Raw genomic sequence first — 14,105 nt, forward strand, 5'->3', positions numbered from 1 at the left:
GAGCTGCCAGCCTAACTCCGGGCACCGACGTCACCGCCGATTCCCCCAGGCGTTGCGCGGTGTTCACGCGCCCGGCGTGTCGCAGATCATGCGCAGGTCGGCGTCGGTGTCGCGGAACTCGTGCCTCACCACCACGCGCCTGCCCGACCGGGTAGCGTGGGACGACGTGACTGGCCCTGATCCCGTGGATGTGCGCCTGCTGAGCGTCGTGGCAGAGATGGGCCGAGCGGCGGTCCCGGACATCGCCGGGCGGCTCGGCATGGACGTGCGCGACGTCGCGGCGCGACTCGCCGCGCTGTCCACCACCGGGCTGCCCCTGATCGTCGGGGTCGAGTGCGATCAGCAGGGCATCCGCAACGCCGTCGCCGCAGCTCAGCAGTGGGCGGCGCAGAACGCGGCGAGCGGTCCGTACCCGGTGGCACCCGGTCAGCACCCGATGTCCGGTCCGTACCAGGTCTCGGGTCCGCACCAGGTGTCCGGTCCGTACCCGGTCTCCAGCCCGCACCAGGTGCCCGGGCCGTACCCGGCCTCAGGGCCGTACCCGGTCTCCGGGCCGTACCCGGTCTCCGGGCCACATCAGATGCCCCACCCGCAGCAGCCGGTCGCGCCGACGCCGCCGATGAGCACGTGGGGGCCTCCCGGCTCGGCCGCGTGGGCGCGCGGTGATCAGCCGGCGGCTCCGGCACCTGCCCCGACCGGCAAGGTCGGCACCAAGCTGGACGTCCAAGGCGTCTCGGGCGAGCAGATCAGCATCCAGCTCATCGAGGTCGTCGACCCGGCGGACTTCCTGTTCACCGCGGCCGGGTACGAGCTCCAGCCCGGTGAGCGCTCCGTCGTGGTGCACACCGAGCTGACCAACCACGGTCAGGTGCCGTTCGCGTCGCTGCCCGACATGTACCTGGAACTGGTCACCGAGGACGGTTCTCCGGTGGCCAAGGCCCCGGTGTCGATGTCGTCGCGCCCACCGCACCGGATGGGCGTGCAGCCCGGCGAAACAGCCGGTGGCCACACGGTTTACGTGCTCCCGGAATCCACGGTGCTCTCAGCGGTCCGCTGGACCCCGCAACCCGGCGACCAGCAGCGCACGCTCCTCTGGGACATCACCGACCTCTAGGGTCGCGCGAGAAGCGCGACGCAGCTGCGGTTTCCGCCGCTCGCACCGCCGAGTGAGCGGATCTCAGGAGTCGCGGCGGAAGAAGTCCAGCGGGTTGCGCCGGGACTTCTCGGGACGCTGCTTGCTGCGGTACTGCAGCGTCGGCCAGTCGCCGGCGTCGTTTTTGGGGAGGTCGGGCTCGGGCTCGCCGATGACCGAGGGCGTGGCCGGGCCGACGTCCTGCGCGCTGATCACCTCGCCGAGGCTGTTCAGCCCCTCCGGCGGAGTGTCCAGATCGGCCTGCGGGTCGATCACCGGCATGCCGCGTGGCGGGGTCGGCGTGTCCGATCCCTGAAATTCCTGAGCCATCGGACCCCCTTCGTCGCGCGATCCGATCACCACGTTACCCGGTCCAGCCGTCCTGATCGCGCAACTCGTCCAGTGCGTTCTGCAAGTCGTCCGGGTACTCGCTCTCGAACTGGACCCACCCGCCCGAGGGGTGTTCGAAGGCCAGGCTCCGGGCGTGCAGCCACTGCCGGGTGATGGCCAGCCGCCGGGCCAGCACCGGATCGGCGCCGTAGGTGAGGTCGCCGACGCAGGGGTGCTTGATCGCCGAGAAGTGCACCCGGATCTGGTGGGTGCGGCCGGTTTCCAGCTTGACGTCGATCAGCGAGGCGGCGCGGAACGCCTCCACCGTCTGGTAGTGGGTGATGCTCGGCTTGCCGCCGGTGACCACCGCGAACTTGTAGTCGTGCCGCGGGTGCCGGTCGATCGGGGCGTCGATGGTGCCCCGGCTCGGGTCGGGCAGGCCCTGCACGACCGCGTGGTAGCGCTTCTCGACGGTGCGCTCCTTGAACGCGCGCTTGAGCACCGTGTAGGCGTGCTCGCTCTTGGCGACCACCATCACGCCGGTCGTGCCCGCGTCGAGGCGGTGCACGACGCCCTGGCGCTCCGCGGCGCCCGAGGTGGCGATCTGCACGCCCGCCGCGGCCAGGCCGCCGACGACGGTCGGGCCCTCCCAGCCGGGGCTGGGGTGGACGGCGACGCCGATCGGCTTGTCGATCACGACGATGTCGTCGTCCTGGTGCAGGATCTTCATGCCCTCGACCGGCACGGCCACCACCTGCAGCGGCTGCTCGGCGGCAGGCAGGGTGATCTCCAGCCAGGAGCCGGCGATCAGCCGGTCGGACTTGCCCGCCGGGCTGCCGTCGACCAGCACGTCACCGGCCTCGGCGAGTCCGGCCACGGCGCTGCGGGACAGGCCGAGCAGCTTGGACAGGCCCGCGTCGATCCGCATGCCTTCCAAGCCCTCCGGCACGGGGAGGTTGCGGAGTTCGCTCACGACTTGTCGGCCTTCTGCTTGCGGTGGATCGTCCCGTCGAAGTCGCGGCCCAGCAGCGACAGCAGCACCACGAGGATGCCGCCGCAGGTGATGCAGCTGTCCGCGACGTTGAACACCGGGAACACCTGGCCACCGGGCGCCAGGAAGGACAGGAAGTCCACCACGTGGCCCTGCAGCGGGCCGGGGGCCCGGAACAGCCGGTCGCCGAGGTTGCCGCAGGCACCGCCGAGCACCAGGCCCAGGCCCACGGCCCAGCCCGGCGAGCGCAGCTTCGGCGCCAGCCACACGATCACGCCGACCACGGCGATGGCGAGCAGCGCGAGCAGCCAGGTCAGGCCGGTGGCCATCGAGAACGCGGCACCGGGGTTGCGGAGCACGTCGAGGTAGAACAGGCCGCCGAGCACCTTCACCGGCGGGTTGCCCTCCAGGTTGGCGACCACGGCGATCTTGGTCACCACGTCCAGGGCCAGCCCGACCGCCGCCACTCCGAACAGCAGCGCCAGCAGCTTCCGGGGCGCACCCTTCGGTGCGTCCGCGGGCGGGTTGGTCCCGGCGGACTCCGACGTGGAGGACGCCTGCTCAGAGGGTGGGTGCTCGGTGCTCACGCCACCATTGTCCCCGACCCGGATGAACACCGGCGCACCAGGACCGCCACGCCCGGGCTCAGTCGAACTTCGCGCGAAGTTCGACGCCGAAACTTCACCTTCGAATTTCGCGCGAAATTCGAATCCCCCCACGCGCCCGGGAGTGTCTGTGCAGTTCAAGGCCCGATTCGAGCCTGCGTTTCGAATTTCGCGCGAAATTCGACCTTGGGGCGCCGCCGTCGAATTTCGCGCGAAATTCGACTTCTGTCGCTCGTTCAGGGCAGGAACGGCGGTAGCGGGCGCTGGTCGTCGACGGGCTCCCAGCGGCCGTCCACCTGCCGGTAGGTCGTCGCGGGCCCCTCGGCGACCAGGGACTTCAGGGCCGCGACGAGGCGGTCGACGTGCTCGGCCGTGGTGCCGAGACCGATGCTGACGCGCAGCGCCCGCTCGGCGTCCGCACCCGCTCGGGCCAGCAGGTTCTTGGTGCCCAGGTGGGCGCAGAACAGGCCGTCGCGGACGCCGATGGCGTGCTCGGCCGACAGCGCGGCGGCGATCAGGCCCGGGTCCTGCCCGTCGATGGTGAAGCTGACGACGCCCACCCGGTCGTGCCCGGTGCCGAACAGGCTCAGCTCGCGCAGCCCGGGGATCTCGGCCAGACCCGCGCGCAGGCGGCTGAGCAGCGAGGACTCGTGCTCGACGACGCCCTCCCACCGGGTGGCGAAGGTGCGGCAGGCGGTGGCCAGGGCGTGCACGCCGACGGTGTTGGGCGAGCCCGCCTCGTGCCGCTCGGGACCGGTGGTCCAGCTGACCGCGCGCTCGTTGACCGCGCGGGTCGCGCCACCCCCGGCGAGGTAGGGGTCCGCGGCGTTGAGCCAGTCGGCGCGGCCGATCAGGGCCCCGGCGCCGAAGGGGGCGTAGAGCTTGTGGCCGGACAAGGCGGCGTAGTCGACGTCGAGCTCGGCGAGGCGGATCGGGCGGTGCGGCGCGAGCTGCGCGGCGTCCAGCACGGTCCGGGCTCCCCGGCGGCGGGCGACGCGGGCGAGCTCGGCGACCGGCCACAGCTCGCCGGTGACGTTGCAGGCCCCGGTCAGCACGGCCAGCCGCGGCCCCTCCGGGCACTCGCCCAGCGCCGCGTCCAGGGCGGCGACCGCGTCGGCGGGCGTCTCGGGAGCGGGGATGCGGCGGACGTTGCGCCAGGGCAGCAGCGCGGCGTGGTGCACGGTGTCGAACACGACCACCGAGGTGCCGCGCGGGACGGCCGAGGCCAGCAGGTTCAGCGCGTCGGTGGTGTTGCGGGTGAACACGACCTCGTCGCCCTGGCGGGCTCCGGCGAAGTCCAGCAGCACCTGGCGCGCGCCCTCGTAGACCCGGGTGCACACCTGCGAGGCGAACCCGGCACCCCGGTGCACGCTGGCGTAGTACGGCAGCAGCTCGTCCACGGCGTCGCGCACGGCCGACAGGCAGGGGGCGCTGGCGGCGTGGTCGAGGTTGGCGTAGTTCGCGGTTCCGCCGGTGACCAGGGGAACTCGCAGTCCGGATCCGACCACGCCGGGAACGGCGACGGACTGGCTCGGAACATCGATGACGGCTGAAGACATCGCGACCCTCCCGGGGCCTCGAGGGCCCTCGGCGGGCCCGCGCTTGCCGAGCCGCACTGCGCGACCGGCCAGGTCTTCACCCGGGGCACCCCACCGCGGTAGGAGGGTTGCCGGCCAGCAAGCCGGGGCTTGACGCTGGCACTCATGACCTTCGCGGCGAAGGCTAGCGCCTCACCCCGCTCCACGACAACGCCGTCCCACTTCGTGGGCAACGGGCGATCGAGCCCGATCATGAACGGTTCATCCCTGTCGCGCGAAAGAGGCCCCGGGAGCGGGCTCCCGGGGCCTCGACGCGCGAAAGCGGGATCAGACGCGGGAGACCGCGACCTTGACCTCCACGCCGTCGCCGACGGTGCCGATGGCGGCGTCGGCCGCGTCGCCGGGGTTGACCGCGTCGGCGAGGGTCTCGCCCGCGATGAACTCGCGGTGCGCCTCGACCGCCTCGACCACCTCGGCCGGGGCCTCGACGACGACCGTGATGCGGTCCGAGACCTCGAAACCGGCGTCCTTGCGGGCGTTCTGGATCACCCGGACGACGTCGCGGGCCAAGCCCTCGGCCGCCAGCTCCGGCGTGACGTCGGTGTCCAGCACGACCAGCCCGTCACCGCCCGGCAGCGCCGCAGCGGCACCGGAGTCGGTCGAGACCAGCCGCTCGGTGAACTCGCCCTCCTGCAGCTCGATGCCGGCGGCGACCACAGTGGACCCGCGGTGCTGCCAATCACCGGCCTTGACGGCCTTGATCACGGTCTGCACGTCCTTGCCCAACCGCGGACCGGCCGCGCGGGCGTTGACCGCGATCTCGAAGTGACCGTGCGCGGCCACGTCGGTGCTCAGCTCCAGGCCCTTGACGTTGACCTCGTCGCTGATCAGGTCGGCGAACGGGCGCAGCGCCTCGGCCTCCGGCGTGGCCACCACCAGCGAGGCCAGCGGCAGCCGGACCCGCAGCTTGTTGGACTTGCGCAGCGCCAGCGCCGAGGAGCACACCTGCCGCACCTGGTCCATCGCCGACACCAGCGCGGCGTCCGCGGGCAGCTCGTCCACGAGCGGCCAGTCGGTCAGGTGCACCGAGCGGCCGCCGGTGAGCCCGCGCCACACCGCCTCGGCGGTCAGCGGCAGCAGCGGGGCCACCACCCGGCAGGTCACCTCCAGCACGGTGTGCAGCGTGTCGATCGCGTCCTTGTCGCCCGCCCAGAACCGGTCCCGGGAGCGGCGCACGTACCAGTTGGTCAGCACCTCCAGGAACTCCCGCACGTTCGCGGTCGCGGTCGCCAGGTCCAGCGAGTCCATCGAGGACTGCACGTCGCCGACCAGCTCGTGGGTCTTGGCCAGCACGTAGCGGTCGAGCACGTGCTCGCTGTCGGTGCGGAACTCCCCGCTGACGCCCTCGGCGTTGGCGTAGAGCGCGAGGAAGTACCAGGAGTTCCACAGCGGCAGCACCGCCTGGCGCACCGCGTCCCGGATGCCCCGCTCGGTGACGACCAGGTCGCCGCCGCGCAGGATCGGGCTCGACATCAGGAACCAGCGCATCGCGTCGGAACCGTCGCGGTCGAAGACCTCGTTGACGTCCGGGTAGTTCTTCTTGGACTTCGACATCTTCAGCCCGTCGTGGCCCAGCACGATGCCGTGCGCCACCACGTTGCTGAACGCCGGCCGGTCGAACAGCGCCGTGGCCAGCACGTGCAGCGTGTAGAACCAGCCGCGGGTCTGGCCGTGGTACTCGACGATGAAGTCACCCGGGAAGTGGTGCTCGAACCACTCCGCGTTCTCCATCGGGTAGTGGACCTGCGCGAACGGCATCGAGCCCGACTCGAACCAGCAGTCCAGCACCTCCGGCACCCGGCGCATCGTCGACTTGCCGGTCGGGTCGTCCGGGTTGGGCCGGGTCAGCTCGTCGATCTCCGGGCGGTGCAGGTTCGTCGGCCGCACCCCGAAGTCGCGTTCGAGCTCGTCCAGCGAACCGTAGACGTCGGTGCGCGGGTGCTCGGGGTCGTCGGAGACCCACACCGGGATCGGCGAACCCCAGTACCGGTTCCGCGAGATGTTCCAGTCGCGGGCGTTCTCCAGCCACTTGCCGAACTGGCCGTCGCGGATGTGCGAGGGAACCCAGTTGATGTGCTTGTTGAGCTCGACCATCCGGTCCTTGAACTGGCTCACGGCCACGAACCAGGACGACACCGCCCGCTGGATCAGCGCGTTGTCGCAGCGCCAGCAGTGCGGGTACTGGTGGTCGTAGGTCTCGTGGCGCAGCAGCAGACCGCGGTCCTTGAGGTCGCGGGCGATGTGCTTGTTGGCGTCGAAGACCTGCATGCCCTCGAACGGCGGCACCTCGGCGGTGAACTTGCCGTGCGCGTCCACCGGGACGACCGGCACGATGTCGGCGGCGTCGGTGACGAGCTTGTCGTCCTCACCGAAAGCCGGTGCGATGTGCACGATCCCGGTGCCGTCGTCGGTGGTGACGTAGTCGGCGGCCAGCACCTGGTGGGCGTTCTCCCGGCCGACGAAGAAGTCGAACGGCGGCTCGTAGCCAGTGCCCAGCAGGTCCGAGCCCTTGTACCGGGCCACGACGCGGTCGGCGATGTCCTCGCCGAGCTCGCGGGCGTAGGCGGGCAACCGCGCTTCGGCGAGCAGGTAGCGCTCGGTGCTCTCGGCGGGCGCGACCAGCGCGTAGTCGACCTCGGGGTGCACGGCGGCGGCCAGGTTGGACGGCAGGGTCCACGGCGTCGTCGTCCACACCAGCGCCAGCGCGCCGTCGAGGTCCGTCCCGGGCGCGGTCAGGCGCAGGCCCACCGTCACCGCCGGGTCCTGGCGCGGCCGGTAGCCGTCGTCCATGCGGGTCTCGGTGTTGGACAGCGGCGTCTCGCAGCGCCAGCAGTACCAGAGGACCCGGTACCCCTCGTAGACCAGACCCTTGTCCCACAGGGTCTTGAACGCCCACATGACGCTTTCCATGTAGTCCAGGTCGAGCGTCTTGTAGTCGTTCTCGAAGTCCACCCAGCGCGCCTGGCGGGTGACGTAGTCCTCCCACTCGGCGGTGTAGCGCAGCACGGAGGTCTTGCACGCCTCGTTGAACGCGGCGATGCCCATGTTGTCGATCTCGGACTTCGAGGTGATGCCGAGCTGCTTCTCCGCCTCGACCTCGGCGGGCAAGCCGTGGGTGTCCCAGCCGAACCGGCGCTCGACCCGCTTGCCGCGCATCGTCTGGTAGCGCGGAACCGCGTCCTTGACGTAGCCGGTGAGCAGGTGGCCGTAGTGCGGCAGGCCGTTGGCGAACGGCGGGCCGTCGTAGAAGACGTACTCGTTGGAGCCGTTGTGGCCCGCCTCGCGCGCGTCGATGGAGGCGCGGAAGGTCTTGTCGTCGGCCCAGAAGTCCAGCACCTGGCGTTCGATCGCCGGGAACGCGGGCTGGGCCGCCACGCCGCGCTCATCGGACGCGCCGAAGGAAACCTTGGGGTATGCCATCGCGGAGCTGCTCCTCGCAATGTGTCGTTGCCGCCCTGGAGGACGGGGACGACGTCCCGGACTCACCGGGCACCGCGGTACCACCCCGCTTGCCGGCGGCGCGAACGCCGACGGCCACTCGATTGCCGGCTGTGACGGGCCGGACCCGTCCGGTTCTACTGAGGCGCCCGCAGGTGCCCGTTCTTCCGGAGGCTCCCCGGTGATGGCCGGATCAACGCCTGGTCTTCACAGAGTACCGGGATCTCGCCAGTGGTTTTCACCGGCTCCGGCCGGACTCCGCCGCGATCGTCGCGTTGGGCGCGCACCGGGCGCACGGCGTGAAGCCGAGCTCCCGCGCCTCGCCGAGCTTCAGCGACAGCGTCTCCGCGTCACCGAGCCACTCGCAGGTCCGCACGTGGTAGCGCGGACGTTCGTCGACCACCACGACCTCGGCGTCCGGATCGGCCGCCTCGGCCGCGTTGCTGCGTTCCTCACCCGGCTCCGCGCCCAGAGGCCGGGCCGGGGCGGTCTTCGTGCTCCCTCGACGGGCCCTGATCCGGTCTGCGATCAGCAGCGCCGCCCCGAGAGCGCTGGCCAGGACCGAGATCCACGCGAGGCCGGAGCCTCCGCCGAGCACCGCCGCCACCAACGTCGCGGCGGCCACCAGGACCAGCAGCAGAACGACCAGCAGCACTAGCTTTCCCGTCTCTCGCCGTTCCCCTCTCGACAGACACCGGCGGTGACGGGCCACGACCCATCACCGCCGGTGTGCCAAGTCTTGAACGGGGAATCAGCCCGCTTCGGCCGCCCTGGCCCCGAAGCTGTAGCTGGTGGCCTGCTGTCCCGAACGGCTTCCGCTGCTGCTGCTCTCCGCTGGCGCGGCAGAGCCTCGGTCCTGCAGTTCGCGAAGCTGAGACTCCAGGTAGGTCTGCAGTCGAGTGCGGTACTCGCGCTCGAACGTGCGGAGAGTCTCGATCTTCTTCTCGAGGGCGTTCTTCTCGTTGGTGATGTTGCCCATCACCTCAGCGTGCTTGCGCTGCGCATCGCGTTCCAGGCTGGCGGCCTTGTCGCGCGCCTGCCGCTCAAGCGTTTCCGCCCGGGTTCGGGCGTCGTTGAGCATCGTCTCGGCTCGGGTCCGAGATTCGTTGACCATGCTGTCGGACTTCGAACGAGCCTCCGACAGCAGCTGCTCCGACTTCGTCCGGGCCTCGGACAACATGCCGTCGGCCTCGGCCTTGGCCTCACCGGTCAGCCGGTCGGCCATCTCCTGCGCGAGGCCCAGAACCTTGGCGGCCTGCACGTGGTGATCACCGCCCGGAGAGGTCTGCTCGGCAGCGGTCGGCGCCGGGACCGGGGTGAGCCGGCGCGGTTCCTCCGGTGGGGCGGCTGGGGTCGAGGCAGCAGCGGACGCAGCCTGGCTACGGGCGTCGTCCAGGTCGACCTGGGCCGACTGCAGCTGGGACTCCAGCTGCTCCACCTGGCCACGCAGGTCGTTGTTCTCCTCAACCAGCCGGGCAAGCTCGGCTTCAACCAGGTCGAGGAATGCATCCACCTCGTCCTCGTTGTAGCCCCGCTTGCCGATCGGAGGTTTGCTGAACGCGACGTTATGCACGTCGGCGGGGGTCAGGCCCACAAGATCACCTCACGCACTCCTTCGGCAGCTGCGGGTCGGTCGGGTTCCCCGTCACCCGGCCGGTTGCACCAGTCGCATCAGTATGAACACGACCAGCAGCAGCACCATAATCGATAGGTCCAGTCCGACGCCGCCGATCCGGACCGTCGGAATCACCCGACGCACCAACTTTACGGGTGGGTCGGTCACTGTGTAGATGCTCTCCAACGCGATTGCAACCCCCCCAACGGGTCGCCAATCGCGGGCGAACACTCGCACGAGTTCCACCACGATACGCGCCGTGAGCAGGAGCCAGAAGAAGAACAGAACGTAGAACAGGACGATCTGCACCGGGTTCACGCCTTCAACTGTGCCACCACTCACCCGTAGTTGAAAAAGGCCCCCTCTGCTAGCCGTCGCTTGTCCTCCGCCGCGACGTCGACGTTCGGCGGTGAGAGCAAGAACACCCGGTTGGTGACCTTCTCGATCGAACCCCGCATCGCGAACGCCAGACCTGCGGCGAAGTCGACCAGACGCTTCGCGTCGGCCTCCTCCATCTCGGTCAGGTTCATGATCACCGGCGTGCCGTCTCGGTACTGCTCGCCGATGGTCCGCGCTTCGCTGTAGCTGCGCGGATGCAGAGTTGTGATCTTACTCAAGTTGAACTGAGTACCTGTGTCGGTCACCGCCCGCAGACGCGAAACGCTGTCACTTCGCGGCTGATCGTTGGGCAGAGTGCTGCGCGACGGCGTCTCGGACGCCCACTGCCGCCGCGGTCGCGGCGGCTCCCGGAACTCCTCGGCGTAGGACTCGGTCTCCGCGTCGGCTTGAAAACCGCCGCGGGTGCCGGCCGACCTGCGCCGGGGCGCTCCCCGGGCTTCGTCGTACGCGGCCCGGTCGCTGTAGGTCGGACGGGAGTCGTACGCAGGACGATCATCGTCGTACCGCTCGCGGTAGGCGATCTCGTCCTCGTACTCGTCCACCTCGTCGGCCGGGACCATGCCGAAGTAGGCCTTCAACTTGTGCAGAGCGCTCATCGGCATGCCCTTCCTCTGCGGCTCCCTGACACCGAGCACGAGGTGGCCGGCCTTCGACCCCCTTTTGACGGCTACGGCGAGGTTAACCGCCGCCCGCCGAGCAGCGCGGTTCCGACACGCACCCTGGTCGAGCCGTGGGCAACGGCACTTTCCAGGTCACCGGACATCCCCGCCGACACATCCACAGCTTCCGGGTGATCAACGCGCAAGCGCTCGGAGATCGACGAAAGTGTGTCGAACGACACGTCCGCATCGCCGCCGAGCGGAGCGACTGCCATCACTCCCCGCAACCGAAGATCGCTCGTTCGCGTGATCATGTCGGCGAGTCGGGGAACATCCTCCGGCGCGCAGCCGCCTCTTCCGGTGGTTCCGTCCAAGCTGACCTGCACCAACACGTCCAAAGGGCGCTCCCGCTCGCCCGTTTCGAGGGCGTTGGTGGTTGCGCGGGAAAGCGCTTCGGCGAGCCGTTCGCTGTCGACAGACTCGACGACGTCCGCCCAGCGGGCCACCGCGCGAGCCTTGTTCCGCTGCAACTGACCGACCATGTGCCAGCGCCGCGCGGCCTGCGGCCGGAGCTCGGCGAACTCCGAAACCTTGCCGCGCGCCTCCTGCTCCCGGTTCTCGGCGAAGGCCGACAGCCCGAGATCGGAGAGAAGAGCCACATCGGACGCGGGGAAGGTCTTGGTCACAGCGAGCAGCTCGACGTCCTCCGGAGACCGGCCGGCGGCGTGGCACGCCTTCGCCAAGCGCTCCCGGACCTCCGCCAGCGACTCGGCCAGCTCCGCGCGACGTTCTTCGGGCGTCACGACTCGTCCATCCAGATCACCGAGGCGAAGCGCCCGGTCTTGCCGTTGTCGCGGCGGTGGCTGAACAGCTCCCGGGTCTCCATGGTGCAGCGCGGATCGACGCCGATCTTGGCGATGCCGACCTGCGCGAGCTGCTCGAACAACCCGGCCCGCAGGTCGAGCCCGGCGGTGCCCTTGCGGGTCTTGCAGGCGCTGCCCGGAAGGTGCTCCTCCACATCGGCCTGCATCTCCGGCGGCACCTCGTAGCAAGCACCGCAGGCCGCGGGCCCGATCAGGGCCTCCACCCGGTCGAGCTGCGCACCGGCCTCGCGCATCGACTTCAGCGCCGCCGGAAGGACTCCCACGCGCGCGCCCACGCGCCCGGCGTGCACCGCGGAGATCACCCCGGCCTCGGGGTCGCCCAGCAGCACCGGAACGCAGTCAGCGGTCAGGGCGACCAGCGCGAGCCCCGGCTGAGCCGTCACGAGCGCGTCGGAGGCCTCCACCGCCGCCGGCTGCGGGCCGTCCACGATGGTCGCGGTGCGGCCGTGGATCTGCTCCATCCACACGAGGTGGTCCTCGGGCAGGCCGATCCCCTCCGCCAGCTTGCGCGTGTTGGCCGCGAGCGCCTCCGGCTCGTCGCCGACCCTGCCGCCGAGGTTGAAGGAGTCGAACGGAGCCTTGGAGCTACCGCCCTCCCGCGTGGTGGTCACGCGCCGAATCCGCACTTGCCCAGCCTCCTGAAAAAGAAAAATCGACACCGGGAACCCGCGGTCCCCGGTGTCGATTCTCGCTCATGCGTCAGCGCCGCATGAACGGCGGAATGTCGACGTCGTCGTCGGTGTCGTCACTCACCGGCACGGCGCGGTTCGGCAGCCCACCGGGGCGCGAGACGCCGGTGGAGTGCGTCGGGTAGCCGCCGCTGGGGCGACCGGGCACCGACACGCCCTGCTGCCCGGTGGACGAACCGTCGCTGCCGTAGGACCGCGGCTGCGGGCTCTGCGGCTGGCTCGGCTGCGGGCTCTGCTGCGGGAAACCGGTCTGCTGCGGCGTGGTCGGCTGCTGCGGAGCCGGGGGCTGCTGCTCGGTCTGCGGAGCCGCCGGAGCCGGTGCGGGCGCCGACTGCTGGACCGGCTGAGCCGGAGCCGGCTGCGCGGGCGCCGGGGCGCTCGGCTGGGCCGGGGCGGCCTGCTGGGTCTCGGTGCTCTCCGGGGCAGCGGGCTTCTCGGCCTTCGGCGCGGGCGCCTCGGCCTCCTCGCTGCGACCACCGACGCGCGTCGGTTCGAGCTTCTTGTGCGTCGGCGTGCCGGAGTCGAACCCGGCGGCGATCACCGTGACCCGGACCTCGTCGCCGAGCGAGTCGTCGATGACCGTACCGAAGATGATGTTGGCCTCGGGGTGCGCGGACTCCTGGACCAGCGACGCCGACTCGTTGATCTCGAACAGGCCGAGATCCGAACCGCCCGCTATGGCCAGCAGCACTCCGTGGGCGCCTTCCATCGACGCCTCCAGCAGCGGCGAGTTGATCGCCTTCTGCGCGGCTTCGACGGCTCTGCCATCACCCCTCGCCGAGCCGATGCCCATCAAGGCGCTGCCCGCTCCGGACATGACGCTCTTGACGTCGGCGAAGTCGAGGTTGATCAGACCCGGCGTGGTGATCAGGTCGGTGATGCCCTGGACACCGGAGAGCAGGACCTCGTCGGCCGAGCGGAAGGCGTCCATCAGGCTCACGCCGATGTCGCCGAGCTGCAGCAGCCGGTCGTTCGGGATGACGATCAGGGTGTCGCAGCAGTCGCGCAGCTCCTTGATGCCCTGTTCGGCCTGGGACGCGCGGCGCTTGCCCTCGAAGGAGAACGGCCGGGTGACCACACCGATGGTCAGCGCACCGAGCTTGCGCGCGATGTTGGCGACCACCGGGGCGCCACCGGTTCCGGTGCCACCGCCTTCACCAGCGGTCACGAACACCATGTCGGCGCCCTTGAGGACCTCTTCGATCTCCTCGGCGTGATCCTCGGCGGCCTTGTGACCGACCTCCGGCGCCGCACCGGCACCGAGACCGCGAGTGAGCTCGCGTCCGATGTCGAGCTTGACGTCGGCATCGGACATCAGCAGGGCCTGCGCGTCGGTGTTCACCGCGATGAACTCAACACCTTTGAGCCCGACCTCGATCATGCGGTTCACGGCGTTGACGCCGCCGCCACCGATGCCGACGACTTTGATCACCGCGAGATAGTTGTGCGGGGGCGTCATCGGATCCGCCTTCCTGATCGTGGCTGGTGTGCTCTCTGCATCGACCGCCGGGACGGCCGCTGAGCCGGTGCCGCCGATGCGGCTCCCCCTGGTCGTCGGCGCGGGATTCGACGTGCATCCGACCCCGTGCCCGGTCCGGACCGTAGGCGCGATCGCACCCCTGCGTCCAGCAGCCACGCCGGTTTCGGTAGCAGCAGTTCTGTGCTGTGCACCTCGTCGTACCGCCCGACGTCATCCGTGTTGCTCAGCGGGTCCGCCCGTTGCCGCAGCGAGCCCAGTTTCTCGTTCCTCCCCTTGCGATGACCGCGTCCGCGAACGTGATCACCACAACGAACACCGTACCTGGCCACCCGCTCACTCGTTTGA

Annotated in this window: 13 protein-coding genes and 1 riboswitch; of the genes, 1 reads left to right on the top strand and 12 read right to left on the bottom strand. The window is 70.3% G+C overall.

All coding sequences use genetic code 11. The features are described from left to right. Positions 1–166: 166 nt before the first annotated feature. Entirely contained in the window at positions 167–1,114 is a 948-nt protein-coding gene (locus E1181_RS14790; protein ID WP_165944631.1) for an AsnC family protein, read from the top strand. A gap of 63 nt (positions 1,115–1,177) precedes the next feature. Here the strand turns inward: E1181_RS14790 and E1181_RS14795 are convergent, their stop codons facing one another. The 12 genes from E1181_RS14795 to ftsZ form a co-directional block, all read right to left on the bottom strand. Beyond that, positions 1,178–1,462: a hypothetical protein gene (locus tag E1181_RS14795; protein WP_132675120.1), complete on the bottom strand. Its 285-nt coding sequence runs from the start codon at positions 1,460–1,462 to the stop codon at positions 1,178–1,180. Positions 1,463–1,496: 34 nt separating this feature from the next. Beyond that, entirely contained in the window at positions 1,497–2,390 is an 894-nt protein-coding gene (locus E1181_RS14800; RefSeq protein ID WP_132675172.1) for an RluA family pseudouridine synthase, read from the bottom strand. A 41-nt stretch (positions 2,391–2,431) separates the two neighbouring features. Continuing rightward, positions 2,432–3,040, bottom strand: a complete 609-nt coding sequence (lspA, locus tag E1181_RS14805; RefSeq protein WP_328590887.1) for a signal peptidase II — start codon at positions 3,038–3,040, stop codon at positions 2,432–2,434. A gap of 254 nt (positions 3,041–3,294) precedes the next feature. Beyond that, positions 3,295–4,617: an aminotransferase class V-fold PLP-dependent enzyme gene (locus E1181_RS14810; protein WP_132675124.1), complete on the bottom strand. Its 1,323-nt coding sequence runs from the start codon at positions 4,615–4,617 to the stop codon at positions 3,295–3,297. Positions 4,618–4,651: 34 nt separating this feature from the next. Continuing rightward, positions 4,652–4,767: riboswitch (SAM riboswitch) on the bottom strand. 156 nt (positions 4,768–4,923) lie between these two features. Continuing rightward, positions 4,924–8,076 carry an isoleucine--tRNA ligase gene (gene ileS / locus E1181_RS14815; protein ID WP_132675126.1) on the bottom strand — a complete coding sequence of 1,051 codons (3,153 nt, stop codon included), beginning with the start codon at positions 8,074–8,076 and terminating at the stop codon, positions 4,924–4,926. A 256-nt stretch (positions 8,077–8,332) separates the two neighbouring features. Then, positions 8,333–8,749: a hypothetical protein gene (locus E1181_RS14820; protein ID WP_132675128.1), complete on the bottom strand. Its 417-nt coding sequence runs from the start codon at positions 8,747–8,749 to the stop codon at positions 8,333–8,335. A 96-nt stretch (positions 8,750–8,845) separates the two neighbouring features. After that, positions 8,846–9,688 (bottom strand): DivIVA-like cell division protein Wag31, encoded by an 843-nt coding sequence (wag31, locus tag E1181_RS14825; protein WP_132675130.1) that lies wholly within the window; start codon positions 9,686–9,688, stop codon positions 8,846–8,848. Positions 9,689–9,739: 51 nt separating this feature from the next. Next, positions 9,740–10,027 (bottom strand): YggT family protein, encoded by a 288-nt coding sequence (locus E1181_RS14830; protein WP_093413156.1) that lies wholly within the window; start codon positions 10,025–10,027, stop codon positions 9,740–9,742. Positions 10,028–10,047: 20 nt separating this feature from the next. Further along, positions 10,048–10,704 (bottom strand): cell division protein SepF, encoded by a 657-nt coding sequence (locus tag E1181_RS14835; protein WP_132675132.1) that lies wholly within the window; start codon positions 10,702–10,704, stop codon positions 10,048–10,050. A 71-nt stretch (positions 10,705–10,775) separates the two neighbouring features. Continuing rightward, a complete protein-coding gene (locus E1181_RS14840; RefSeq protein WP_132675134.1) occupies positions 10,776–11,510 on the bottom strand; it encodes a YggS family pyridoxal phosphate-dependent enzyme in 735 nt (244 codons plus the stop codon). Then, the gene (gene pgeF / locus E1181_RS14845) at positions 11,507–12,217 is read right to left on the bottom strand and encodes a peptidoglycan editing factor PgeF (protein WP_132675136.1); all 711 of its coding nucleotides are present in this window, start codon (positions 12,215–12,217) and stop codon (positions 11,507–11,509) included. The genes E1181_RS14840 and pgeF overlap by 4 nt, the downstream gene beginning before the upstream one ends. A gap of 73 nt (positions 12,218–12,290) precedes the next feature. Then, a complete protein-coding gene (gene ftsZ, locus E1181_RS14850; protein WP_132675138.1) occupies positions 12,291–13,739 on the bottom strand; it encodes a cell division protein FtsZ in 1,449 nt (482 codons plus the stop codon). Positions 13,740–14,105 lie beyond the last annotated feature (366 nt).

It is taken from the genome of Saccharopolyspora terrae (assembly GCF_004348435.1).
GTDB lineage: Bacteria > Actinomycetota > Actinomycetes > Mycobacteriales > Pseudonocardiaceae > Saccharopolyspora > Saccharopolyspora endophytica.